Genomic DNA, 22,959 nt, shown 5'->3' on the forward strand with positions numbered 1-22,959 from the left:
GCAAGACGGCCGCCTGATCGGCTTTCAGACTCCTCTTGGCGAACCGGCCCGAAGCGTTTATGTGTCGGGCCGCGTGGTCCCGTAGCTCAGTAGGATAGAGCGGCAGATTCCTAATCTGTAGGTCACAGGTTCGATTCCTGTCGGGATCACCATGAATTTCAATGGCTTGGCTCTGAAGTCGCCGTACTATTTTTGCTCGAAAAGTACGGCAAATTATGCAGACCTGCAAACTTTAGGCCATGAGCGACCTTACTATCGGTGTCGGTGAACGGCTGAAATGGGCCGAAGCCGGACCGTCAGGTCTCGCCTGTCGTTGCTTCAATAGCGGCCCTTCTGCAGTCGACCCGATTCCGGCAATAGCGATCTGCTTAGTCGAAAGCGGCCTTTGACGCTGTCGCGACGTCTCGGCCGACTTGGGTCATCAGTTCCGGTTCCGGAAGGACATTCTTGCGCCGCCACTTCCAGACATTTCTGGTCCTATTAAGGGGACCTTCAGGCTGAGGCCGAATCGACTCTCTCGGACCCGTTTTCACGCATCCATGAGGGCCTTTTGGTGTATTATTGTACTTTCATACAGGAGGGGGAGGTGAACGTCGCCACCTGGCTTCGCGGTATCGGCCTGGGACAATACGAGAAGGCCTTTCGCGACAACGATGTTAGTGGAGAGGTTCTTGCCCACCTGAGGGCCGAGGATCTGACGAGACTCGGCGTGACCTCCGTCGGACACCGGCGCAAGCTGCTCGATGCGATTGCCTCACTGGCCCCTGTTTCGAGGTCGGCGCCCGTTGGCGCATCCGCATCGCTGACGACGGCGCTGCCTTTATCTGCCCCGCCAGCGGCGGAGCGGCGGCAGCTCACGGTGATGTTCGTCGACCTCGTCGGGTCGACCGAGCTAAGCCGACAGCTCGACCCCGAAGAACTGCGGGCGGTGATGCGGCGTTACCGAAGCGCGGTAACCGAAGAAGTGGAGTGTTTGGGAGGGCACGTCGCCAAGTTCTTGGGCGATGGCATTCTTGCATATTTCGGCTGGCCGAAGGCACAGGAGGACGCGGCTGAACGGGCTGTCAAGGCTGCCCTTCGCATTGTGGCAGCAGCCGGTGGAATCAAGACGCAAGAGGTTCCTCACCTTCGTGCACGCATCGGGATTGCCACAGGGTTGGTGGTCATCGGAAGCCTAGGGGAAGGGGAGGCAGAGCGCCCGGACGAGATCGTCGGGGTGACGCCGAACCTCGCAGCACGGCTGCAGCAGGCGGCAGGACCGGACCAGGTTGTGATTTCCGAAACCACCCGGCACCTCGTCGGAGGGATTTTTGACCTGGAGGACCTGGGAAGGCAGCCGATCAAAGGGATAGGCCCCTCGGTAGCTCTCTGGCGGGTCCACGGCATCGGGCGCAGTGAAAGTCGGTTCGAGGGACTTCACGGCACGATGCTCACGCCGTTCGTCGGCCGAGGCCGCGAGATTGATCTGCTGCTCGAGCGCTGGGGGCGGGTCAGGCGAACGATGGGCCAGGTTGTCCTCGTAACCGGGGAACCCGGGATCGGAAAATCGAGACTGGTGCGCTTTTTCGTGGATCGACTGAGAGGGGACCGGCTCCAGGCAATCCATTTCGACGCCTCGCCGTACTACACGAACTCGGCGCTACGGCCCGTCATCTCGGAAATCCGGCGCTCTGCGGAGTTTGCAAACATTGACCCGGACAAAACACCGTTCAGGAAGCTCGAGCTTCTTCTCGGAAGGGCTTTGCCCGATACCACCGGCGCCATCCCTGTCATCGCCGATCTGCTCGGCGTTCGCACCGGCGAGCAGCATTCGTTACGTGATCTGACCCCTCAGCAGAGGAAGACCATAACTTTTGAAGTGCTGCTGAACTGGGTTGAGGGGCTCGCGACGCGGCATCCGCTGCTCATGGTCGTCGAAGATGCACAATGGCTCGACCCGACGACGCTGGAACTGGTCGATCGGATCAACAATCGGATCGCCCAATTGCCCGTGCTGCTGCTCGTCACTTTTCGGCCGGAGTTCAAGCCGACCTGGAGCGGCGCACACGTTGACTGTATCGTGCTCGAACGGCTCGATCCGATTGAGGCGGCCGCAGTGGCCGAGGCCGTTGCGGGCAAGCGTCTTCCGCAGGAAGTCTTGAACGAGATCGTCGCGCACACCGACGGCGTTCCGCTGTTCATCGAGGAATTGACCAAGGCGATGCGCGATCTCAACGTCCTTGTCGACGCAGGGGATCATTTCGACCTTTTGGGATCTCTGCCTGCAGTCACGGTTCCCGTGACACCTCAGGACGCGCTGATGGCTCGGCTCGACAGCCTGCCACCCTCCGCAAGGCATGCCGCGCAAGTCGGTGCCGTGATTGGGCGGGAGTTCGATCGTGCGCTGCTGGCGAGCGTGAGCGACATGCCTGCCGATGAATTGGAGACGGCGCTCTCGGAACTGATCGGAGCCGAGCTAATCTTGAGCGGCGGCACCACGGCCAGCCCGGCAAATATCTTCAAGCACGCTCTCATTCAGGACGCCGCCTACGAATCGCTCCTCAAAAGGCGCCGCCGGGAACTGCACGGCGCGATTGCCGACGCGCTGGTCAACAGATTCAAGGACACGGCCACAGCCCATCCCGAACTCGTCGCTGGCCACTACGGCAGGGCCGGGCTCGTCGAGCAGGCAGTGCCATATTATCAGGCTGCGGCACGCACGGCGATCATGCGCTCGGCGACAAGAGAAGCGTTGGGCCAGCTCAATAACGGTCTCTCGCTTCTCGAAAAGCTGCCGGAAGGCTTGGAGCGCAACCGACTTGAACTCGGGCTCCGCCTTGCGCTCGGCGATGCGCTCCGGGCGGCTAGAGGCACGGCGGCGGTCGAAACGGGCACCGCTTATGCCCGCGCCAGATTCTTGGCAGGGCAAACGGGAGCGGAGCACGAGAACCTCCGTGCCTGCTATGGCGAGTTTCTCTGTTACTACAATCGCGCGGAGCTCGACCGCGCGCGCGAAGTCGAAAACGAGCTGATGCGCGCGGCGGCGCGCGCATACGGCGAGGGTGGCCCAATCGGAGCGGACGCAGCCGGATTCGTTGCCCTTTGGATGGGCGATTTTGCCACCGCACGCTCTTTCCTGGAACAGCGGGTCTCGACAAGAGCACCTGACCTGGACCCTCTGCTCGGTGCGGACATCGCCGACGCCGGACCGAACCTCTACCTTGCCCGGACGCTGCTCATTCTGGGCTACCCCGAGCAGGGGTACCGGCGGTGTCGGCAGGGTCTGGAAACTGCGGAGAAAACGCGCCAGCCCTTCGCGATCGCGTTGGCTCTCGCCAACGCGTGCGTCTACTACCACTTGTGCAAAGACTGGCTCGCCCTTCGGCGCGACAGCGAGCGCCTGATTGCTCTCGCGTCCGAAAAGGCCATGCCTGCAATGTTGAACAAGGGACGGGGCTTTCGAGCTGCCGCACTCATCGCTGAAGGAAATGCAACCGAAGGCCTCGAGACCCTCAAATCCTGCTACGAGCACGACGTGAACGCCGATTACCTGGTGATGATGCCGTACTACGGATCTATTCTGGCTGAGGCTTACCTTAGTAGTGGCAACGTTGAAGATGCGCGACGCGTGCTCGACGACGCGTTCGAGCGTGCGACTTCGACCGGCGAGCGTTGGTTTGATGCCGAGCTGTACCGACTGAAAGGGGAGTTTGCTTTGCGCGAGCCTGGTCGCGATGGCGACTTGGCGGCGGAATCTTTCGGCAAATCGGTAGAGACTGCCGGGGCGCAGGCCGCCAAATGGTGGGAGTTGCGAACTGCGACGCAACTCGCACGCCAGTGGGCGGAGCGAGGCGCCGGGGAGAAGGCCCACGATTTTCTGACACACGTTCGCGACTGGTTCACCGAGGGTTTCGAAACTGCCGACGTCAGAGAGGCCGAGGCCCTGCTCAGCGAGTTGGAGCGTGCTACGCTATTTGGCTCGCCTTCGGCTCGGCGTGAATAGCCCTGGCCGTTTGTTGGTGGAAGGGGCAGCGCGTTCAACGGGCGCGGTCGCGCCAATTGCAGTCGTTCCAGTCTTTCACGATCAGAAAAAAGCGAATTGCCCAGATTTGCTTCTGAGTGAGGCGGTCGCTTGGTGCCGACTTTTTTCCGGCGTTCCAAGCTAAGCGCTCGCGTCTAGCATCATCGAATTGAGAATGGCCCATGTGAGTTCTCCGCGGCCGGGATTGGCCGAAGTATTCGACTCACTTTTGCTGCAATGTGGCTCACCAGATGGTCCGCCTCCTCTGCAACGGCCGGAATGGTGCCTGATTTCCGCGTTACCCCAAAGTCGAGGCCGGCGAAATAGAGCCCGGGAATGGTGCCTATACCGTCCTCGTGCTTCGGCTGGCCGGCCTGGTCGAGAGCCCCGGGAACCTTCACCCATGAAAAGTCGCCCGAGAATCCGGTGCACCAGATGATCGAGGAGATGCCGCTTGCGGCCAAGCCGATCGATCGGATCGGCGGGCTCGGCACGCTCGACGCAACCGTTTCGGCAGGATCATCCTCAGCCGGCGGCGCATCGATGCCGGCGCGCTCGATGTACTCGTCGATAACCCGCTTCGCGTAGGCCGAGGTTTCGTCTGCGAAGCGCATGTGGTCGTCGACGTCATCCCCGAAGGCCAGGCTGCCATTCACGATGCCATTGAAACGCCCGAGCAATACGACCCCTTGGGCGCTAAGCGACTGCAAGCTGATTGTGTGGGTCGCGCCGAGCAGCGGGCGCGCCGGAGGCCTGCCGCCGTTTTCCACGATGAGCTGACAGCGCGGCACGTCGGCAAAGCCGGAGATGGTGAGCCAGTTGAACGAGTCGCCACCCCTGTAGCGGCGCACTAGGCGGCCAGTGCGGCTGGTCGCCAGAAATACCCGACGTCCGGCTTGCACCAGATCCTCGGCGATCTGTCCACCCGATTGACCACTCCCGACGACGAGCACGGCGCCCTCAACAAGCTCGGCCGGGTTGCGGTAGGCTGAGGAATCGACCTGGCGAAAAATGGTCGGCAGGTCTGACCACCAGGGTGGCCGGACCTGGCGGCACTGGTTGCCCGTTGCAATCACGATCGAATGGGCCACAAGCGTCTCGCAATCAGTCGTGACCCGGTAGGTGCCGCTCTCGGAATCCAGCCGCTCGACCGCCACCCTGGTGCGCACCGGCAAGTGGTACCGGTCAACATAGCCTTCCAGATAGGCGACGAATTCGTGGTGCGTTATCGCGCCCCAGGGGTCCGGCCCGTCGTAGGAGTCGCCGGGCAGCATGGTGCGTAAATTCGTCGAGTTCAGACGGAAAGAGTCCCAGCGCTGAGTTCGCCACGTCTCGCCTATGCAGCCTCGCTCGAGAACCTGGTGCGTGCAGCCACGTTGTTGCAGGAAATAGCTGACGCCAAGCCCGGCCGAGCCAGCGCCTATGACGATCGCATCAAGAATCCCCCTCATGGTCCCCGCCAAAATCGTGCCGCCGACAACGACTGCATGTGAGGGCGAACGACACCAGGCTCACCCTGGAAATGCGGCAGCATACTGCAAACAGCTGTTTCCGGGAATTGCAAAGGACGAAAGCATCCCCGCCCCGAACCTCTGTCGACTATCGACTGCCATCTCTTCTAATCACGATATCGTCTTCCGCTGACAGTCACTCACGGGTGCGGTGCCAAGGGCTGATCCGAAGCGCAAGGCCGACGTTCGGCAGACCGGAGCGCTTCTGATCCTGTCGTGGCGGGAAAGCATCGGTTGGTCCAGGCTCACCGACGGAACAGTGACACTTATGGACTTGTCTGCACGCCGTGACTATCCTGATGCAGCAGTCACGATCGTTCTGGTGCCGGATGGCCAAGCAAAGCGCGCCGCGACGTCTCGCCGCGATAATGAGCGCGGACGTCGTGGGGTATTCGCGCCTGATGGGGCTCGACGAAGTGGGAACTCTCAAAGCGCTCAAGCAGCGGCGCAGCGAAGTCCTGGCACCTCTCATCGCCAAATACCATGGGCGTCTCGTAAAGGTAATGGGCGATGGGGTTCTGGTGGAGTTCGCAAGCGCGGTGAACGCCGCCCAATGCGCGCTTGATCTGCAGCACGAAACAGCAAAGGCGAATGGGTCACTGCCTGAGCCCAAGCGCATAACTTTGCGCATTGGGGTCAACCTCGGTGACGTCATCGTCGAGGGGAGTGAATATCTATGGCGATGGTGTCAATGTTGCGGTGCGGCTCGAAACCGTCGCGGAGCCTGGCGAAGTGTGCATTTCCGCGAGCGTGTTCGACCAGGTAAAGCGCAAGCTCGACGCCACCTTTGACGATTTGGGAGAGCAAGCACTAAAGAATATTGCTGAACCCGTGCGCGTGTATCGTCTGCGGCCGCCGCCGGGCGGTCATATCGAAAGTGTCATCGAACCGACCCCGCCGAGGCTTCCCGCCAAGCCTTCCTTGGGGGTTCTTCCGTTCACCAACATGAGCGGCGATCGCGAGCAGGACGTCTTCGCGGATGGGCTGACTGAAGACCTAATCACCGACCTGTCTAGAAATGAGGGGTTGTTCGTCATCGCGCGACACTCCACGTTTGCTTACAAAGCCAAGGCGATAGACGTCCGCCAGATCGCCCGCGAGCTTGGCGTCCGTTATGTGTTGGAAGGCAGTGCGCGCCGCCTCGACGGACGCGTTCGGATTAACGTCCAGCTTATCGACGCGACCGGCGGCGATCACCTCTGGGCTGAGCGGTTCGACCGCAGCGTCGAAGACATATTCTCGGTGCAGGACGAGGTAACGGGCAAGATTGTCGAGGCCCTTGTCGGCCGACTTACCACTTTGCCTGCGCGCAGCCGCCCGAAAAATCTCGAGGCCTATGAACTCTGCTTGCGAGCGCGTCCACTCATCGCCCACCTTGCCGGATCCGCCGAAGCAATCCGCGAGTGCGAGATCCTGCTGAGAGAAGCGGTTACGATCGAGCCGGATTATGCTGAAGCCATGCGCTGGCTGGCCTTCACGCTTTGGTCGTATTGGGCTCACAGCATAGGCTCGCCGGAAACCAAGAGGCCGGAGTCGATCGAGTTTGCGCTTCGTTCCGTAGAACTCGACCCGAACGACGCTGGCAATCACTGGGTGGTTGGCTACCTGCAGGCCTATGAGCGTCGTTGGGCAGAGTCGGAAGCCGCTTTCGCCGCCGCTCTGGCGCTCGATCCCAACCACGCGGATACCCTTGTTATGAGTGCCGAAATGCTGATGTGGGACGGCCGTATCGTTGAGGCCAGGGACATGATCCTCAGAGCTTTTCGGCTTAATCCGCACCCAGCCGGCTGGTATTTCTGGATCTTGGGAATGGTCCATTACGCTGCCGGCCGATATGATGCGGCAATCGACACCCTGCGCAATGAGGCGACCTATCGCTCGGGATCAAGGAAGGTGCTTGCAGCCGCGCTTGCAATGGTGGACCGCGACCGCGAAACTCGTCGAGAAGCGAACATCTTTATAGCCAATAACCCCCAGTTTTCCCTGGGACGGTGGGCTGCCTCCCAGCCGGCGCGCCATTTGGTCGTGGTCCAATACTTCGTCGAGGGGATGCGCAAGGCCGGGCTGACTGACAAGTGTGCCGTTGGTAGCGCTGTAGCGAGTGAGCGGCCTGCCGGTGGTCATCGGCGCTTTCCGGCAGGGTCTGGATTATTGACGCGCGACAGGGCGGAGATCGTGTTCCACTAACGCAGACCGCCGTCTCAAGAATTGCGCCGTTTGCGGCATTGCTCCAGCTGTGGCCTACGGACGCTATTTGGTTGAACCTGCAAGCAGGCCGGAAATGAGGTATCGATTGAGGAAGATCACCAGCAGGCAGGGCACCGCAATGGCGATAGAACCGCCGGCCATGATAAGCCCGTAGTCGACGAAGTTCTTCCCTGCGAATTCCGGGATCAGAACCGTCAGCGGCTTTGTGTCCTTGGGTGAGAAGACGAGCGGCACAACATATTGCCCCCAGGCACCGAGAAAGGTGAGAATGGCAGCCGCCGTAAGTCCTGGTGCCGCGATCGGCGCGATGATGGAAAAAAGAATGCGCATATGGCTTGCCCCATCGATGCGCGCCGCCTCTTCCAACGATCGCGGCAGCGTGTCCATGACGCCTTTCAGGAGCCAAAGGCAAAGCGGTAGGAACGCCGAGACGTAGATGAGCGTCACGCCGAGATAGGCGTCGATCTGCCGGATCGACACCATCAGCCGGAAGAGCGGGATGAGAACCGCATATCCCGGCACCGCCATGGTCCCTACCACAGCATAGAAGAGCACCTCACGTCCGGGAAAGTTCAGGCGCGCGAAGGCATAGGCCGCAAGCAGCGACATCAGCACGCAAAGCACGGTGGCGGCACCCGAAGTGAGTATGCTGTTGAAAAGCGCAAGCCGAAACTCGCCAGCCACGTCGACGCCGCCCATATGCCCGTCAAGCACGCCAAGAAGCCTCAGATAGTGCTCGCCGGTGGGATGCTCGGGAAAAAGATGAAGCGGCCGCGCATTGAACTCGACCGTCGGCGTCAGGCTGGAGGCGAGTGTCCAGTAGATCGGAAGAAGCGACCAGGCGAGCAGCAGCGCAACGCCGGCCCAGATTCCAAGACGGATGTGCCAAGGTTCCTTCATCAGTCAAGCCTCGTGCTGCGGTGGATGCGCAGCACATAGCCAAGCGATATGGCGAGCGAAATGAAGGTGACCATCAGCGACAATGCCATGCCGTACGAGAAATTGAGTTTCTTGAAGGCCTCAAGATAGATCTGCAGCAGGATCGGCCTCGTCTCCAGACTGTTGCGGGCAAGCACGATCGCTTCGTCGAACAGGTTGAAGGCCGACACTGTGGCATTGGTCATCGCCACCGCGATCGCGCCGCGCGTCAGCGGCAAGGTAATATTGCGGAACATCACCAGGCGACTGGCACCGTCCATGCGCGCGGCCTCATAGAGGTCGCCCGGAATACTTTGCATCGCCGCCAGCACGATAACGATGGTCAGCGGCAACATGCGCCAGATATGCACCACCGAGACTGCAAGCATCGCGCTGGTGCTGTTGTTGAACCAGAGATGACCCTCGTAGTCCAAACCGATCATCACCAGCAGCCCGTTAAGGAGGCCGGGGCCGGGCGAATAGATCCATTGCCATATGACCCCGCTGACCACGCCGGGCAGCGCCCACGGCAGGACCACCGCTGCCAACACCCACTGACGCCCGCTCTTCAACTGATTGATGAGTGAAGCCGCAAGGACCCCCAGCACCGTCTCGGCGAAAACGGCGATTACGACATATTTGAAGGTGTTCAGCCAAGCCTGCCCCACCTCTACGTCGCTGAAGACGCGCGTATAATTGGAGATGCCGACGAACGGGGTCCCTGCTTGCATCGGGTTGACGCGGTGCAAGCTGTCCCATGCGGTGCTCAGCAGTGGGTAGAAAACGAGCCCGCCCATGGTGAGCAGGATCGGCAGCACCATCAAAAAGGCGGTCGTGGCGTCCCCAACTTTGCGGGCGCCACGACCTTGTCGCGGGAGGACGGTTACCGTTTGCGACGTCACTGCTTGACGGCTTCAGCCGCGGCCTCGGCGATACGCTGAACGGCCTGCTCCACACTGATCTCACCTTTTGCGGCGCTGTTGATCGAGGTGTTTACGGCCAGCGAGAATTGCGGATACCAGGCGGGCGCGCCAGATGGGAACAACGCCTCCACGGTTGGCGCCTGTTCGACAATCGCCTCGCCGCTGACCAGTTTGCCCTGTTGCTGCAGCTCTGCGAGCGCGGACGTGCGCGTCGGCAATACCCCGTTTCCGTAGTTGTGGATCTGATAGTCCTTGGATGTCATCCATTTGATGAATTCCTTGGCCGCTTCCGGGTTCTGGGCATTCCTTGGGATGCCGAGGCCCTCCAGCAACCCGAATGAGCGCGTCTTGCCGCTTTCGGTGGCCACCGGAATTGCCTGAACCTGCCCGGCAACGACAGACTGTGCGGGATCATTGTAAGCGCCAAGACGGCCCGGTTCGCCGCTGATCATGATGCTGGTCAGGCCCTTGGCGAAAAGTGTCTCATTGATCTCACTGTCTTTAAGACCGGTGGAGGCGGGGTCAACCAAGCCCTCCTTCAAGAGCATCATCTCGAAGGCCATCGCTTTGTAGCCGGCCGAGTCCGGCGCCGTGAACAGAGGTTTCATATCCTTGTCGAAAAGATCTCCGCCGAACGCCTTGGTCAGAAGGTACCAGCTTGTCGATGCGCCTTCGGTCGCGGAAAGCGGCAGGCCGATCGGATACTTTACGATTCCCTTGGCCTTGACGGCCTTCGCCGCCGCTACAAGCTCGTCGAGCGTCTTTGGCATGACGGTCACGCCGGCGTCGGCGAACTGCTTCTTGTTCACCAGCATGACGCGAAAGTCGTTCGTGTAAGGAATGGCCAGAACCTTGCCGTTCACGTTGAAGATCGTCGACCCCTTGATGTCATCCAGGGTCGCGGCGTCAACGGTGTCGTTGAGCGGCGTATACCAGTCTGCCGCAGCGAACTGGCCGGTCCAGGACCAGTCAAACTCGGTCACATCGGCCGGCGCCGTGCCAGCCAGCAACGCCGTCGAAATCTTCACCGACACGTCGTCCCATGACGCTGTCTGCATATCGAGCTTGATGCCGGTGGCTTTCTCGAAATCGGCCGCCATGTTTGCATCCTGAGGCGAGGGTAGGAGCACCGAAACTGTTTGTCCCGCAAAGGGCTTGGCATCATCGGCCAGCGCAATTCCGCTGGTAGTGGCCATCAAAACGACGCTGAAGGCGAAGACCAGATCAGACTTCGGCAAACGCATGATTATCTCCCGTGACGTCGCGAGCGGGCAGCATTGTTCCCACTATGCTTTTTGGCCGCTGCCCGCACCAATAGACGGTAAAGCTATCGCTGGAAATTCTGATATTCTTGCCGGTTTCGACCCAAATTTTCAGGTTTTTCAGCCCTTCGGTCTGTCGCAGGAGCAAAAAACGGGCGCTGGTAGTGAAGCGTCGACATCCGGGTTACGTTCAGGGGCGGAAGCGGCGGCGGTAGTCCTTCGGCGTACAGCCAACCTGCCGCTGGAAGGCATCGTAAAAGCGGCTGAGAGAGCCGTGGCCGCTTTCGAAAGCCACTTCGATAATTGCCATATCGCTGTCGGCCAAAAGCTTCAGTGCATGGTTGAGCCGCCGGCGGCGCAGATATTGCGCGATGGATTGTCCCAGGACCTTCTGAAAGGTCGCGGTTGCGTTCGTCGGATGGAGTCCGCCGACAAGCGCTACGTCCGCAACGTTGATCGGCCTGGCGAATTCGTTGTTGATGAAGGTCGTCATCTGCTGCACCCGCGCAACCACCCGCCGGTCGGCGACATGCATCGCCTGGCGCCGATGTTCAGCTTCGAGGGCGCCCAAGCCTATCTCGGCGATGCGCGGGTCGGCCGCCAGCCGGCGAAGGCGAAGGCGAACCTCGTCGCGTAATATGTCGGCGGCCAGTTCGCTGTTGGTGTCCCACTCTCGCGCCCAGCGCGTCACCAATAATGTGTCGGCAGCGTCGATGGACGAGCCCGTGACGACGTGACCCGCCATGAGGTCGTTCTTGAAATCACTTGAGACCGCAAGCGACAGAAGATCGGCGAATGGCACGTAGATGCAGACAAGCTCCGTTCCGTCACCAGCAGATATCACCTGGTGAGGAACAGCGGCCCAGAAGCAGTAGATGGCGCCTTCGCGCAGGCTGACCTGCTTGCCATTGATGAGATAGGTCATGCCGCCGCGCGTGATGACGTTGAGTTCCACATGGTCGTGCCAGTGGGCTTCCGGCATAGGCTCCACGATATGCGTCTCAGCCAGGAATTCGTCCGGCTTGAGAAAACGGTTGCCGGTCTGGCGCGGGTCAAGCTGACGCATTCGCTCCCTCCGTTCTTCGCGCCCCGGCTAGCGCGGTTCCACTTAAAAACCGGAAATATCAATTGCATTCAAGCAAGCATTTTCCGGTTTCCAATGGCAATAGGGAAGCTGCGTCGAAAGCGCATAGCAAGGACTGGATACCCGCAATGCCCAAGATCTGTCTCGTCGGCGCCGGAAGTACGGTGTTCGCCCGCAACATCCTCAGCGACGTGCTGAGCAATGAAGCTCTCTCGCGTTGCGAAATCGCGCTTCACGATCTCGATCGGGACCGCCTTGCCACCTCCGAGATCATGACACGCCGCATCTGCCGCGCGCTTGGGATCGAGGACGAGGTAAGGCTCGTCGCGACAGTCGATCGGGCAATCGCCCTCAAGGACGCCGACTTCGTCATCCTGATGATGCAGGTGGGCGGCTATAAGCCGGCCACTGTCACCGATTTCGAAGTCCCGAAGAGGTTCGGCCTGAGGCAGACCATCGCCGACACTCTGGGCATCGGCGGCATCTTCCGGGCTCTGCGTACAATTCCCGTCGTGTTTGCCATCGCCGACGACATGCGCAAGCACTGCCCGCAGGCGCTGATGATGAACTATGTGAACCCGATGGCCATGATCAGCTGGGCCATGGCCGAGGGCTACCCGGACATTCGCTATGTCGGCCTGTGTCACTCCGTTCAGGAAACATCGCAATTCCTGGCCCGCACTCTCGGCGAGGATATTGCCGACATCGACTATCTGTGTGCCGGCCTTAATCATGTGGCCTTTTTCCTCAAGTTCGAAAAACGCCTGCCGGGCGGCGGCCGTGTAGACCTTTATCCGCGGCTTCGGCAGATTGCCCGCGATGGGACTTTTCCCGTCGATGATGCAGTTCGTTTCGCGGTCATGAAGCACTCCGGCCATTTCGTTACCGAGAGTTCCATCCACTTTTCGGAATACACGCCCTGGTTCATCAAGCGCGGGCGCGAGGACTTGCTGGAAGAATTCAGGTTGCCGCTCGACGAATACATCACCCGTTGCGAAAGACAGGTCGCGCAATGGCATGAACTGCGCCACGAACTGGAAGACGAGAGTCGGCCGATCGAAGTCTCGCGCAGCAAGGAGTATGCTGCCGCCATCATTCATGCCTGCGTGACGGGTGAGCCAAGCCTGATCTACGGCAATGTCGCCAACCGGGGCCTAATCGAAAATCTGCCATCGAACGCTGCGGTTGAAGTTCCTTGCCATGTCGATCGCAACGGCATTCAGCCTATCCGCATCGGACGCATCCCGGTTCAGCTTGCCGCCATCATGCGGAGCAACATCAATGTGCAGGAGCTGGCCGTGACGGCCGCCCTCACGGGGAAGCGCGAGCACATCTACCACGCAGCCGCCATGGACCCTCACACGGCAGCGGAGCTTTCGCTTGCCGAAATCGATGCCCTGGTGGATGCGCTGATCGAAGCTCATGGCAGCTTGTTGCCCGCTTTTGCTCGGGCTGCCCAATGAGTGGCTTCGACCTGTTGGGAAAGGTTGCCATCGTCACCGGCGCACAACGCGGGATCGGACTGGGTGTTGCTACTGAACTGGCGCGCGCCGGAGCGCAAGTCGTCCTGACGGGCATAAAGGACGTCGACGGCTATCGCGCCGCCGCCAACATTTGCGCAATGGGTCTGGCAGCAACTTATCGCCGCATGGATACAAGCGATGAGTCGGAGGTCACGCACGTGATCGATGATATCTTTGCCGAGATGGGTCGACTTGATATTGCCGTTGCCAATGCTGCGATCTATCCGAACACCAATATCGCATCGATTACGCCCGACGAGTGGGACAGCGTCATGGCGGTCAACCTGCGAGGGCCCTTCCTGCTGGCGAAGGCTTGCCTGCCCTATTTTCAGCGGCAGCGCCACGGCAGGGTGGTCTTTTTGTCCTCAATAACGGGTGCGCGCGTATCTTCTCCTGGGTATTCTCACTATGCGGCTAGCAAGGCAGGAATTCTGGGCTTCATGCGCACGGCGGCCCTCGAATTTGCGCCTTGGAACGTTACGCTGAATGCCGTTGAGCCGGGCAACATCCTGACGGAGGGCGTGATGGAGCATCAGTCACAAAGCTTCGTGGATGCACAATGCGCCGCCGTGCCGCTTCGCCGTCTCGGCACACCGCAGGACGTTGCCCACGCGGTGCGTTTTCTCGCTTCCGATGAAGCGGCTTACATCACCGGCCAAAGTATCATCGTAGACGGCGGGCAGACCTTGCCCGAAATGTCGACCGCGATCCTGCCGGAAGCGGCGCGTTGAAGGTGACTATCAAGCGGCTGATGAAACTTGGCCTGCCGCTCATCGCAGCATCCGACAGGACAATTCCGGCCGAGATCTAGAGCCGGCGGTGCGGCGATCCCGCCCAACCGGCCAGGTCAGCCTGAGACAACTTCGTAGTGCAGGACCTGGGCGTCGCGGAGGGACGATCTGCGTCCGGGCGAGATGACGCCGGAGCCGAAGAGCAGGATATCCTCGCGGCGTACGAATACTTCTTCCTGGCCGGGTCCCATCGACACAAATGTGCCTGACGAGCTCCGCTCGACAAGCCGTGCCTTGCCATTCGAAATGGTGAAGGTCGCGTGGTGCCTCGAGACCCAGGGCCGCTGGACGACGATATCGCATTCCGGAGATCGGCCGATCGTCACGAATTCATTGTTTCGGCAGGACCCCAACTGATCTCCATAGCGGATGACCAGATTGATCTGCCGCGGCGGCGCGGAGCGCCTTTCGATAATGGTGCCCCGGCTGGCGATCTGCGTACTGAGCGCCCCATCGTCGCTCCGCAGGGTATAGACATCGAAGAGTCCCTGCTTGCCCTTGAACCCCATTTGGTCGAGGAGCCGCAAGGCACTGCGGCTGCCCGCCGAAAGCGCTTCGAAGAAGCTCTGGCTGATCAGCACCTCCCCCGGATTGGCCGTGGTGGACAGCCTTGCGGTGACATTGACAACATCGCCGAATACCGCGCCGCGCGCGCGAATGACCGCCCCGAAATGCAATCCGATCCGGGCGCTTAACGGCCCCCTCGTCAGTTGGGTGTTGATTTGGCAGACGGCCCTCAGCGCCGCCTCCGAGCTCTCGAACAGACTGAGCACGTCATCGCCCTTCGAGTAAATGAAGTCACCGCCGTGCTGGGCGACGATCGCGCGTATCGCGTCGAGGCAATCCGAGACCTGCCGCAGGGCGGCATCGTCGCCAATGCGCTCATAGAGCGGCGTGCTGCCCACGACATCAGCTAGGAGGACTGCGGCTAGAAGTCTTTCCTGATCCATTGCCCCGTATCCGCCCCGAGAACGGAGCGTTTATAACATACCAAAGTCGACCTTGAGCTATCTACTTGCGCGTCTTGGGGCCGGCGCAACGGGGCAAGTGCTTTGGCGCGATCATCTTGGACGGACAGGCACCTGCCTTCGCTCATCCAGCCAAACGGATTATCGGCCTCAGAAATAGCGGCGATAAAAGGTTTCGTTTCCCTACCCCGGACTGCCCGCGGTCGGATTGGCGATGATCGCCGCCCGGAAGCGGGCGACGAAATCGTCGAGCGCCGGGCGTTCGGCATCCGAGATCGCCCAGTAGGAGAAGGCATCGTCGGTCCAGTGAACCAGGAGGAAGCCCCCCGCCGAGAGGTCGTCCGCCACCGGCATCGATTTGGCCTCGTTCTGCCGGGGTGCGGCGACCAGCGTGATCAGGTGCTCGTGATGGCGATAAACCAGCGCCGGCATCGGTCTGTCGCCTATCACCTCGACGCGGCCGCCGAGCAGCGCGTAGCCGTCCTTGGCCAGGTCCGGCGCCGCCGGCGACACGCCGATACGGCCGTCGAGCCATGGCTTCACCGTATGGCGGTCGGACGACACGATGTCGACCGGATTCGCCGCGAGCAGGCTGCGGCGATGGCCGTTGGCGACGGCCACGGCGAAACTTTCGGCCCCGTTATCCGCCGTCGCCAGCCACTGCGTCGCGCCGCTGGCGAGGAACGCCGTCAGTACGATTGAGGCCGCCATCTGGCGCCAGTCGAAGGAGTTGAACCAGCGCGACGCGCGCGGCTGCATCGCGACGACATTGCCTTGCTGCTGTTGCGGCAGCGGCTCAGCCTTCGCGGAAGAGACGTTTGGCGCCTCCGCTTCTTCCGGGCTTTTCACCTCGGCAATGGCGGCGATACGCGCCAGGAAATCGTCGCTGACGGTCGGGCGCGGCACGCTGGCGACAGCGCCACGCAGCGCCACAAGGCGCGCATGCTCGGCGGCCAGTTCCGGATCGGCGGCCATGCGCCGCTCGACGGCAAGTGCGGCGGCGGCATCGAGCTCGCCATCGACAAGGGCGTGGATCATCAGCTTCATATCCTGCGGGTCTTGCGGCAATCCATCCTCACGGGGGCCATCCTCACGCGGGCGATTTTCATGCGGGCTCATGGCGCCCTCCAAGTTCCGTCATCAACAGGCCGCGAGCCCTTGCCAGTCGCGACATCACCGTGCCTTGCGGCACGCCGAGCATGGCGGCGATCTCGCGGTAGCTGAGACCGTTTATGTCGCGCAGCACCAGCGTTTCGCGGAAGGCTTGCGGCAGCCTCGCGATCGCCGCTTCCACCGCCGCCGAATTTGCCTTGGCGATCAGCGCCGCCTCCGGGCTGTCGGCATCATTGTCGGGCGGCGGCGAGACGTCGTCGAGATCGGCGAGGTCGCCGACCGCCACCACGCTGCGCGGCCGGTTCTTCGCCATCCATGTATAGGAGGCGTTGCGCACGATGGTGAGCAGCCACGCGCGGGGATTTCCCCCAGCGAATCCGGCGATGCCCGCATGCGCCTTGAGGCAGGCCTCCTGCACCACGTCCTCGGCATCGGCGGTGTTGCCGGTCAGCCAGCGGGCGAGCGACAGCGCATCGCCAAGATGCGGTAGCACCACCTCGGCAAAACGCGCGGCCAGCATCTTTTCGCTCAACACCGTTCCGCCGTCGGGCGCTCCCGCCATGGGTCTGCCGCTTCCCTCAGCGGGAGGCGACGATCTGTCCCTGCTCGTGCGGGTGAAGATCGCGACCGCAGGCGATGGCGCCTGCTTCGAGGGAGGAGAAGGCATTGGTGTCACCGGAGTCAAGAGTCTCGGAAGCAAGGGGCGCCTCACAAGGGGACGGCGCATCGCTGGCTGCAACGGGGTGCTCGCCGTCATGGTCGTGGGTTTCGATGGTTGCGATCGGCACGGATCAGGGCCGGCGGCGTGGCGGGATCGCCCGGAACAGATGCGCCCGGCGCCAACGCTCCAAAGGTCGACGCCGGCTGACGCCTTCGCCCTCTCCGACCCGTGCGTATCTGTCTTCGTGCCGCTTCATGATGGTCTCCTGCCGTTGCGCAAAAAGGCGCATGCCTTGGAGACCGGCGGACCGGGCCGTTTATTCCCGGCCGCTCCGCTTTTTCATTCACGCTGATGTGATCGGAACTGCGCGCGGCCTATAGCGCCGACAGGAAAAGTCCCGCCAGCGCCGATGCCGCCAGCGTCGGCAGCATGCCGAGTTTCAGCCTGAACATGGCAACCATCGCCGCAACCGACAGCAGCGCGGCGCGCCAGTCGAGCGAGGACAGGACCGGCACCTCCACGCCCCAACCGACGCTTGCGACCTTGCCGAAGACGACATGCAGCGCGAACCACAGCGCCAGGTTCATGATCACGCCGACCACCGCCGCGGTGATCGCGCCGAGCGCCGCTGCCAGCGCTCGGTTCTGCCTCAGCTGCTCGATGTAGGGGGCGCCCAGAAATATCCAGAAGAAGCAGGGCACGAAGGTCGCCCAGAGCGTCAGCAGCGATCCGAGCGACCCGGCGAGCAGCGGGCTGGCAAGGCCGGCATGGCGATAGGCGGCGGCGAAGCCAACGAATTGCAGCACCAGGATCAGCGGTCCGGGCGTTGTCTCGGCGAGGCCCAGCCCGTCGACCATCTGGCCGGGTGACAGCCAGCCGAAAGAGGTGACCGCCGCCTGCGCGACATAGGCCAGAACCGCATAGGCGCCGCCGAAGGTGACGACGGCCATCAGGCTGAAGAAGCCGCCGATCTGCGCCCACACGCTGCCTGGCCCCACCAGCACGGCGATCAGCGCCACCGGTCCGAGCCAGAGCGGCAGCCAGATGGCGATGGTGCGGACCGCGTGCCATTTGGTGGGCACGGTGTGGGCCAGCTCGCCGCGTTCGAACATCAGGTCGACCACGCCGATTCTGTCGACGGTAGCCCCACCCTTGCCATGGGCCGAGCCGGAAAACAGGCCTGGCGCGAAGCGGTTGCCGATCCAACCGATGAGGCCAGCCGCAAGCACGATCAGCGGGAACGGCAGCTTGGCGATGTAGATCGCCAGGAAGGCCGCCACCGCGATCGCCACCATTACGCGGTTCTTCAGCGCCCGCTTGCCGATGCGGATCACCGCCTCGACGACGACGGCCAGCACCGCCGCCTTGACCCCGAAGAACAGCGCCTCGACCACCGGCGCGTCGTTGTAGAGCATGTAGAAGCTGCTCAGACAAAGCATCACCAGCGCGCCGGGCAGCACGAACAGTGTGCCGGCGACGAGGCCGCCGGCGGTCCGGTGCAGGAGCCAGCCGATATAGACGGCAAGCTGCTGCGCCTCAGGTCCAGGCAGGAGCATGCAATAGTTGAGCGCGTGCAGAAAACGCTCCTCGCCGATCCAGCGGCGCTCCTCGACCAGCTCTTTGTGCATCAGCGCGATCTGCCCGGCCGGCCCGCCGAAGGACAGCAGGCCGATCTTGGCCCAGAGCCGCGTCGCCTCACGGAAGCTCGGCATGGCGGGGGTATCCACCGGCGGCGCGGCGTCGTCCTTGGCGAGCGCGGTCATGGCGCCTTGCCTCCGGCCGGCCAGTTATGCGTCTCGTCCGCGGCGTCGCGGCACCAGCGGAAGAAGGCGTCGTAGAGCAGCATGCCGGCTTCCAACTGCTCGAGATCGTCGCGAAACATGCGCGACAGGCCGAGCGAGGCGGCGAGGAACCCGGCCGCCTGCGGGACGAGGTCGAGGCGCGCCGTATCGGCGGCCCGCACGATCAGCGCCAGTCGGTCGAGCGCGTCGACGCGCAGGCCGAATTCCTCGATCATCGTGTCGAAGCTGCAGCGATCGCCCCGATGGCTCCAGAACACGCCTTCGATGTCGAAGGGAACCGCGCCGAAGCGATCGGCCACCAGGGGCACCTCGGCCGGATCGACGAACAGGAACACCGCCTCGGGATCGACGAAGCGGCGGATCAGCCAGGGGCAGGCGATGCGGTCGACCTTCGGCCGCGAACGCGTGACCCAGACCGTGCGCCCCTTTTCGTCGCGCGGCGGGATCGCGCTGGCGCTGACCAATGGCGCCTTGGCGGCGACCCAGGCCTCGAAGCCGCCTTCCAGCGACTCCGCCGGAATGCCTTCATGACGCAGCCATGCGGCAACGCCTTGCGAGAGTTTCTGCCCCCTCTGGCAGATGACGGCGACTTTTGCTCCGGAGAACTCGGCCGCCCAGGTCGACACAGTCCGGAAATCGCGCCGGCATGACGCCGGCAGCAGGCGCGGGTCGGCTTCATAGTCCTCGTCGGTGCGCACATCGACCAGGCAAGGCGCGTCGGGCAGGCCGACGATACGGGCAAGCTGCGGAACGGTGATTGCGGTTGTTGATGGCATGGCGTCCACCTCCTGAACAGAGAGAGTCTGGACGCGATCGTTGGGCTGACGCCTCACGGGGTCATCGCGGGGAACCCCTTACGGGAATGCTGGAACGGTCCCCTGCGATTGTCAAGAAATCAAATTGCCTAGAGCAATTCCAGGAAAAGTGTGAGCGGTTTTCCGTCCGGAATTGCGCAAAAACAGAGAGATAGAGCGGTTCACTGTTTCCGTGAAACGGTGAACTGCTCTATGAGGACGCGAGCTCCGCTCCGCCCTTCCCTGAAACGACCTTTGCCCTACTGCGCGGTCCAGCCGCCATCCATCGGCAGGGTCGCGCCGGTGATCTGCTTGGCGGCGTCCGAGCACAGGAAAAGCGTCAGCGCGGCAAGCTCCTCGACGGTGACGAATTCCTTGGTCGGCTGCGCTGCCAGCAGCACATCGTGCTTGACCTGTTCCTCGGTCATGCCGCGCGCCTTCATCGTGTCGGGGATCTGCTTCTCGACCAGCGGCGTCCAGACATAGCCGGGCGCGATCGCATTGACGGTGATGCCGTCCTGCGCCACTTCCAGCGCCACCGTCTTGGTCAGGCCGGCAATGCCATGCTTGGCCGAGACATAGGCCGACTTGAACGGCGAAGCGACCAGCGCATGCGCCGAGGCCGTGTTGATGATGCGGCCCCATGTGCGGCGCTTCATGCCCGGCACCGCCGCCTTGATGGCGTAGAAGGCGGCAAGCAGATTGATGCGGATGATGGCCTCCCACTTGTCGTCGGGAAATTCCTCGATCGGCGCGACATGCTGGATGCCGGCATTGTTGACCAGGATGTCGAGGCTGCCGAACGCCTCCTCGGCCTCATGGATCATGGCGGTGACGGCTGCGCCATCGATCATGTTGGCGTCCGAGTAACGGCACTTGACGCCGAAATCCCTTTCGATGCCGGCCCGCTCCTGCTCGATCACCGCGTCATCGCCCAGGCCGTTGATGGTGACGTTGGCGCCCTCGGCGGCGAAGGCGCGGGCGATTGCAAGGCCGATGCCGCTGGTCGAGCCGGTGACGAGCGCATTCTTCGAAGACAGGGAACCCATGGGAGATCTCGCGACAGGAGGGAAGGGAACTACAAGGGCACATAGTTTGTGCGCCGCAGCATGACAACGCCATGACCATATGTCGTAGCGATTACAATGTTGTGATGCTGTCCGATGCCCGCCAAGCTGGCGCTCGATGCGGCTGACATGGCACTGTCATGGTGCCGTGCAACATATCCTGCCGCGCGTCCAGCGCGTGTCGTTCCTGAACCGATGGGTGAATAGCTTGGAAATCGACGATGTCGTGAAGCGCGCCTACGCGATGCCCCTCACCAACCCTTCCTTCCCGCCCGGACCCTACCGTTTCTTCGACCGCGAATACATCATCATCACCTACCGCACCACGCGTGAGGCGTTGGAGGCGGTCGTGCCCGCGCCGCTCGAGATTGACGAGCCGCTGGTCAAATACGAGTTCATCCGCATGCCGGACTCGACCGGCTTCGGCGACTACACCGAGACCGGCCAGGTCATCCCGGTGCGCTATAAGGGCCAGCATGGCGGCTATGTGCATTCCATGTATCTCGACGACGACGCGCCGATCGCCGGCGGCCGCGAGCTCTGGGGCTTCCCCAAGAAGCTCGCCAGCCCCAAGATCGTGCATGAGGGCGAGGTGGTGGTCGGCACGCTGCATTATGGCAGCGTTCTGTGCGCCACCGGCACCATGGGCTACAAGCATCGCGAGGCCGACCACGACCAGGTGCTGGCAGCGCTCGCCGCGCCCAATTTCCTGATCAAGATCATTCCGCATGTCGACGGCAGCCCGCGCATCTGCGAGCTGGTGCGTTACTATCTCACCGACGTCACACTGAAGGAGGCCTGGACGGCGCCCGCCGCGCTCGACCTGCGCCCCCATGTCATGGCCGATGTGGCCAAGCTGCCTGTGCTCGACATCGTCTCGGCCGTTCACTTCACCGCCGACCTGACGCTCGGCCTCGGCGAAGTCGTGCATGATTATCTCGCCGACCACGGCCGATCGGCTGCCGGCGTGAAGGCGCTGGAGAAAGCCGGTGCTTGAGCGTAACCGCAACAGGGCGGCCGCCGCCACCATCGCTGAAATCACCGCGCAATACGACCGCATCGCCCTGGTCTTCCAGGGCGGCGGCGCGCTCGGCGCCTATCAGGCCGGCGTCTATCAGGCGCTAGCCGACGCCGGCTGCGAGCCGACCTGGCTGTCCGGCGTCTCGATCGGTGCCATCAATGCCTCGATCATCGCCGGCAACGAGCCGAGCCGCCGCCTGCAGCGGCTGGAGCAGTTCTGGCAGACCGTCTCGGGCCGCAAGATCTGGGCCTATACGCCGGAAGGCGACATCTATCGCGATATCCGCAACCAGACCTCGTCATTCATGACCATGGCCATGGGCCAACCAGGCTTCTTCAAGCCGCGCAGCCCCAACCCCTGGTTCCAGCTGGCCGGGGCAGACGGCGCCACCAGCTTCTACGACACCGCCGAGCTCAAGGACACGCTGGAAAGCCTGATCGATTTCGACGTGCTGAACGACGGCAGGAAGCGGTTGAGCGTCGGTGCGGTCAATGTCCGGACCGGCAATTTCGTTTATTTCGACACCGACAAGGTGCGCATCGGGCCGGAGCACATCATGGCGAGCGGCGCGCTGCCGCCGGCCTTTCCCTCGATCCGCATCGAGGGCGAGTATTACTGGGATGGCGGCATCGTCTCCAACACGCCGCTGCAATATCTGCTCGACCAGGAGGAGGACCGCTCCTCGCTGGTTTTCCAGGTCGATCTGTTCAGCGCCCGCGGCGTGCTGCCGCGCGGCATGGCCGACGTCCTGTCGCGCCACAAGGACATCATGTATTCCAGCCGCACGCGCCAGAACACCGACAATTTCCAGCGCATCCACGCGCTCAAGATGAAGCTGCTTGACGCGCTGAAGCGCGTGCCGCCGGAGCAGTTGAAGGACGGCGAGAGGGAATTGATCGCCGACTATTCCGACGCCGGCGTGGTCAACATCGTCCACCTGATCTACCAGCACAAAGGCTATGAAGGCCACGCCAAGGACTATGAGTTCTCCGGCACCTCGATGCGCGAGCACTGGGAGATGGGCCTGGAAGACACCGAGCGCACGCTGCGCCACAAGAAATGGCTGATGCTGCCCGACAATGCCGATGGCGTCACCATCCACGACCTGCATCGCGAAGACCCGACCTGATCAGCCCTGCGCTGCGGCTTTCAGCGGCATCGTATCTGTTGGCCGCGAGAACCCAGTCGTTCGATCGAGCGGATCGGCCCTACGGCTTGTCGAAACCCTGCCTCGCGTCGTCATCCACGGGCGGAGCAGCCGCGAAGCGGCGTCGCGAAGACCCGAGGATCCATTCCGTGGCTTGGCGCGAAGG

Annotated in this window: 16 protein-coding genes, 1 tRNA gene and 1 pseudogene; 7 read left to right on the forward strand and 11 right to left on the reverse strand. The window is 62.3% G+C overall.

The window, feature by feature from the left end:
* Positions 1-75 precede the first annotated feature (75 nt).
* Together EJ068_RS10300 and EJ068_RS10305 are read left to right on the forward strand one after the other, a co-directional pair.
* Positions 76-152, forward strand: a tRNA-Arg gene (locus EJ068_RS10300).
* A gap of 434 nt (positions 153-586) precedes the next feature.
* Complete coding sequence (locus EJ068_RS10305) at positions 587-3,982, forward strand: adenylate/guanylate cyclase domain-containing protein (RefSeq protein WP_129554524.1); 3,396 nt, start codon at positions 587-589, stop codon at positions 3,980-3,982.
* Positions 3,983-4,161: 179 nt separating this feature from the next.
* Here EJ068_RS10305 and EJ068_RS10310 read toward each other — a convergent pair whose 3' ends face one another.
* Positions 4,162-5,451 carry an NAD(P)/FAD-dependent oxidoreductase gene (locus EJ068_RS10310; protein WP_129554525.1) on the reverse strand — a complete coding sequence of 430 codons (1,290 nt, stop codon included), beginning with the start codon at positions 5,449-5,451 and terminating at the stop codon, positions 4,162-4,164.
* Positions 5,452-5,840: 389 nt separating this feature from the next.
* On the opposite strand from EJ068_RS10310, the pseudogene EJ068_RS10315 reads away from it, so the two are divergent.
* Positions 5,841-7,584, forward strand: a pseudogene (locus EJ068_RS10315) (adenylate/guanylate cyclase domain-containing protein); the annotation flags it as partial.
* 177 nt (positions 7,585-7,761) lie between these two features.
* Here EJ068_RS10315 and EJ068_RS10320 read toward each other — a convergent pair.
* From EJ068_RS10320 to EJ068_RS10335, 4 genes are all read right to left on the reverse strand, one after another.
* Positions 7,762-8,619, reverse strand: coding sequence for a carbohydrate ABC transporter permease (locus EJ068_RS10320; RefSeq protein ID WP_127251130.1), 858 nt, complete (start codon positions 8,617-8,619; stop codon positions 7,762-7,764).
* Positions 8,619-9,539, reverse strand: coding sequence for a sugar ABC transporter permease (locus EJ068_RS10325; RefSeq protein ID WP_348527708.1), 921 nt, complete (start codon positions 9,537-9,539; stop codon positions 8,619-8,621). The genes EJ068_RS10320 and EJ068_RS10325 overlap by 1 nt, the downstream gene beginning before the upstream one ends.
* Complete coding sequence (locus EJ068_RS10330; RefSeq protein WP_245463452.1) at positions 9,536-10,756, reverse strand: extracellular solute-binding protein; 1,221 nt, start codon at positions 10,754-10,756, stop codon at positions 9,536-9,538. The genes EJ068_RS10325 and EJ068_RS10330 overlap by 4 nt, the downstream gene beginning before the upstream one ends.
* A gap of 256 nt (positions 10,757-11,012) precedes the next feature.
* Positions 11,013-11,888: a helix-turn-helix domain-containing protein gene (locus EJ068_RS10335; RefSeq protein ID WP_127251127.1), complete on the reverse strand. Its 876-nt coding sequence runs from the start codon at positions 11,886-11,888 to the stop codon at positions 11,013-11,015.
* Between the two features lie 146 nt (positions 11,889-12,034).
* On the opposite strand from EJ068_RS10335, the gene EJ068_RS10340 reads away from it, so the two are divergent.
* Positions 12,035-13,369, forward strand: a complete 1,335-nt coding sequence (locus tag EJ068_RS10340; protein ID WP_128298430.1) for an alpha-glucosidase/alpha-galactosidase — start codon at positions 12,035-12,037, stop codon at positions 13,367-13,369.
* A complete protein-coding gene (locus EJ068_RS10345; RefSeq protein WP_126080913.1) occupies positions 13,366-14,160 on the forward strand; it encodes an SDR family oxidoreductase in 795 nt (264 codons plus the stop codon). Before EJ068_RS10340 ends, EJ068_RS10345 begins: the two co-directional genes overlap by 4 nt.
* A gap of 116 nt (positions 14,161-14,276) precedes the next feature.
* Here the strand turns inward: EJ068_RS10345 and EJ068_RS10350 are convergent, their stop codons facing one another.
* The 6 genes from EJ068_RS10350 to EJ068_RS10375 form a co-directional block, all read right to left on the reverse strand.
* On the reverse strand, positions 14,277-15,170 hold the full coding sequence (locus EJ068_RS10350; RefSeq protein ID WP_128315202.1) for an adenylate/guanylate cyclase domain-containing protein: 894 nt from the start codon (positions 15,168-15,170) through the stop codon (positions 14,277-14,279).
* Positions 15,171-15,371: 201 nt separating this feature from the next.
* The gene (locus EJ068_RS10355; protein ID WP_128315201.1) at positions 15,372-16,307 is read right to left on the reverse strand and encodes an anti-sigma factor; all 936 of its coding nucleotides are present in this window, start codon (positions 16,305-16,307) and stop codon (positions 15,372-15,374) included.
* The gene (locus EJ068_RS10360; protein ID WP_127251242.1) at positions 16,294-16,863 is read right to left on the reverse strand and encodes a sigma-70 family RNA polymerase sigma factor; all 570 of its coding nucleotides are present in this window, start codon (positions 16,861-16,863) and stop codon (positions 16,294-16,296) included. The genes EJ068_RS10355 and EJ068_RS10360 overlap by 14 nt, the downstream gene beginning before the upstream one ends.
* A 473-nt stretch (positions 16,864-17,336) precedes the next feature.
* A complete protein-coding gene (gene chrA, locus EJ068_RS10365) occupies positions 17,337-18,725 on the reverse strand; it encodes a chromate transporter (protein WP_127251241.1) in 1,389 nt (462 codons plus the stop codon).
* Positions 18,722-19,540 carry a sulfurtransferase/chromate resistance protein gene (locus tag EJ068_RS10370; protein ID WP_127251240.1) on the reverse strand — a complete coding sequence of 273 codons (819 nt, stop codon included), beginning with the start codon at positions 19,538-19,540 and terminating at the stop codon, positions 18,722-18,724. Before EJ068_RS10370 ends, chrA begins: the two co-directional genes overlap by 4 nt.
* A gap of 278 nt (positions 19,541-19,818) precedes the next feature.
* Positions 19,819-20,607, reverse strand: coding sequence for a 3-hydroxybutyrate dehydrogenase (locus EJ068_RS10375; protein ID WP_127251239.1), 789 nt, complete (start codon positions 20,605-20,607; stop codon positions 19,819-19,821).
* A gap of 226 nt (positions 20,608-20,833) precedes the next feature.
* Here EJ068_RS10375 and EJ068_RS10380 point away from each other — a divergent pair, with 226 nt between their 5' ends.
* A complete protein-coding gene (locus EJ068_RS10380; RefSeq protein WP_127251238.1) occupies positions 20,834-21,622 on the forward strand; it encodes an acetoacetate decarboxylase in 789 nt (262 codons plus the stop codon).
* On the forward strand, positions 21,615-22,775 hold the full coding sequence (locus EJ068_RS10385; RefSeq protein ID WP_127251237.1) for a patatin-like phospholipase family protein: 1,161 nt from the start codon (positions 21,615-21,617) through the stop codon (positions 22,773-22,775). Before EJ068_RS10380 ends, EJ068_RS10385 begins: the two co-directional genes overlap by 8 nt.
* Positions 22,776-22,959 lie beyond the last annotated feature (184 nt).

The organism is Mesorhizobium sp. M2A.F.Ca.ET.043.02.1.1 (genome assembly GCF_003952405.1).
Classification (GTDB): domain Bacteria; phylum Pseudomonadota; class Alphaproteobacteria; order Rhizobiales; family Rhizobiaceae; genus Mesorhizobium.

Excerpts from the sequence above, each read along its gene's own strand:
- EJ068_RS10310 (WP_129554525.1), bottom strand. The coding sequence starts at position 5,451 with ATGAGGGGGATTCTTGATGCGATCGTCATAGGCGCTGGCTCGGCCGGG.
- EJ068_RS10320 (WP_127251130.1), bottom strand. The coding sequence starts at position 8,619 with ATGAAGGAACCTTGGCACATCCGTCTTGGAATCTGGGCCGGCGTTGCG.
- EJ068_RS10330 (WP_245463452.1), bottom strand. The coding sequence starts at position 10,756 with ATGGCCACTACCAGCGGAATTGCGCTGGCCGATGATGCCAAGCCCTTT.
- EJ068_RS10335 (WP_127251127.1), bottom strand. The coding sequence starts at position 11,888 with ATGCGTCAGCTTGACCCGCGCCAGACCGGCAACCGTTTTCTCAAGCCG.
- EJ068_RS10340 (WP_128298430.1), top strand. The coding sequence starts at position 12,035 with ATGCCCAAGATCTGTCTCGTCGGCGCCGGAAGTACGGTGTTCGCCCGC.
- EJ068_RS10345 (WP_126080913.1), top strand. The coding sequence starts at position 13,366 with ATGAGTGGCTTCGACCTGTTGGGAAAGGTTGCCATCGTCACCGGCGCA.
- EJ068_RS10350 (WP_128315202.1), bottom strand. The coding sequence starts at position 15,170 with ATGGATCAGGAAAGACTTCTAGCCGCAGTCCTCCTAGCTGATGTCGTG.
- EJ068_RS10355 (WP_128315201.1), bottom strand. The coding sequence starts at position 16,307 with ATGAGCCCGCATGAAAATCGCCCGCGTGAGGATGGCCCCCGTGAGGAT.
- EJ068_RS10360 (WP_127251242.1), bottom strand. The coding sequence starts at position 16,863 with ATGGCGGGAGCGCCCGACGGCGGAACGGTGTTGAGCGAAAAGATGCTG.
- chrA (WP_127251241.1), bottom strand. The coding sequence starts at position 18,725 with ATGACCGCGCTCGCCAAGGACGACGCCGCGCCGCCGGTGGATACCCCC.
- EJ068_RS10370 (WP_127251240.1), bottom strand. The coding sequence starts at position 19,540 with ATGCCATCAACAACCGCAATCACCGTTCCGCAGCTTGCCCGTATCGTC.
- EJ068_RS10375 (WP_127251239.1), bottom strand. The coding sequence starts at position 20,607 with ATGGGTTCCCTGTCTTCGAAGAATGCGCTCGTCACCGGCTCGACCAGC.